This is a genomic window from Gordonia lacunae (genome assembly GCF_002149015.1).
Taxonomy (GTDB): domain Bacteria; phylum Actinomycetota; class Actinomycetes; order Mycobacteriales; family Mycobacteriaceae; genus Gordonia; species Gordonia lacunae.
Map to the genome: position 1 here is coordinate 1 of NZ_NGFO01000083.1, position 1,223 is coordinate 1,223.

A 1,223-nucleotide genomic window follows, 5' to 3' on the forward strand; every position below is an offset into this window, starting at 1 on the left:
TCGCAAGCGACCCCCCTCCGCCCCCTGAGGTGCGGGGAGCGCAAGCGACCCCCCTCCGCCCCCTGAGGTGCGAGGAGCGCAAGCGACGAGCCTCGAAGGGTCGCAGCGTGTTCCGAGCAAGCGCGCATTCGATTCTCAGTCGGTGGAGCCGTACGAGAGGTGCACGACGCCGTTGTCGAAGACGTCGGTGCCGACGAGCGTGAGTGGCAGATCGTCCAGTCCGTCGAAGAGGCGGGCGCCGCTCCCGAGGACCACCGGGTACACCAGCAGGTGTAGCTCGTCGATGAGCTTGTCGCGCAGCAACGCCCGCACGAGAGTGCCACTGCCGCTGACGTAGAGGTCGCGATCATTCTTGAGTTCCCGGATACGGTCGGCGTCGTAAGCGCCGAAGATCTCCGAGTTCTGCCAGGCCGTCGCGTCGTCGAGGGTCGATGACACCACGTACTTGGTGGTGTCGTTGAAGAACGGGGCGCCGGGATCGTCCTCGGCGGTCCGGGTCGACCAGGCCGGGGCGAACATCTCGAACGTGTTGCGTCCGAGCAGGATACCAGTGCAGTCGTTCATGAAGGAGCCGAGGAGCTCGCCCATCCCGTCGGCGAATCCGTACGGCATCGTGAAGCTCGGGTCCTCATAGCTGCCGTCGAGGGTGATGAACTCGTGGACGTGGATCTTTCCCATGGTGTGGCCTCTCGTCTCATCGCGGTGAACGTCACGATGTCAGACCCAGCCGCGCCGGGAAACTCATCGGCCGCGGAGGGAGTCAGGACGGGTTCCGCTGCTCGGTCGCCGGACCCTTCGTGACGCGCCCTCCGCAAGCTCCGGGCGCTCCTCAGGGAGCAGTGGGTCGCCTGCGATCCGGGCGCTCCTCAGGGAGCAGCGGGTGGTCGCTTGCGCTCCGGGCGCTCCTCAGCTCAGGGAGCAGTGGGCAGGTTCAAGTGGTCGCCGCAACAGCCTGACTTGTGGAGGCTGTGGTGGCTGTTGCTGGGATACGCGTTGGGGAGGATTTGCGGGCTCGGTTTTGGAGTGAGATCGAGGCGGGGGCCTCGGTTGTAGCAGCGGCCCGATCGATCGGGGTGTCGTCGTTTACCGGCTACACGTGGATGCATTCTGCTGGGCGTTCGTTGCCCAGCGGTCGCGGTCAAGGCCGGGTCAAATCTGCTGAGGTCCACGAGCAGTTCTGGTCGGGATTACGTCGGGGACTGACTGTCGCGGGGGCAGCCAGA

The 1,223-nt window shown here is 65.8% G+C and carries 1 protein-coding gene; it reads right to left on the minus strand.

Annotated elements, in window-relative coordinates; genetic code table 11:
- Nucleotides 1-135: 135 nt before the first annotated feature.
- Complete coding sequence (locus CA982_RS26215) at nucleotides 136-678, minus strand: dihydrofolate reductase family protein (RefSeq protein ID WP_086537965.1); 543 nt, start codon at nucleotides 676-678, stop codon at nucleotides 136-138.
- Nucleotides 679-1,223: the final 545 nt, after the last annotated feature.

Bases quoted from the DNA above. Each gene is read 5' to 3' on its own strand.
- CA982_RS26215 (WP_086537965.1), bottom strand. From the start codon at position 678: ATGGGAAAGATCCACGTCCACGAGTTCATCACCCTCGACGGCAGCTAT.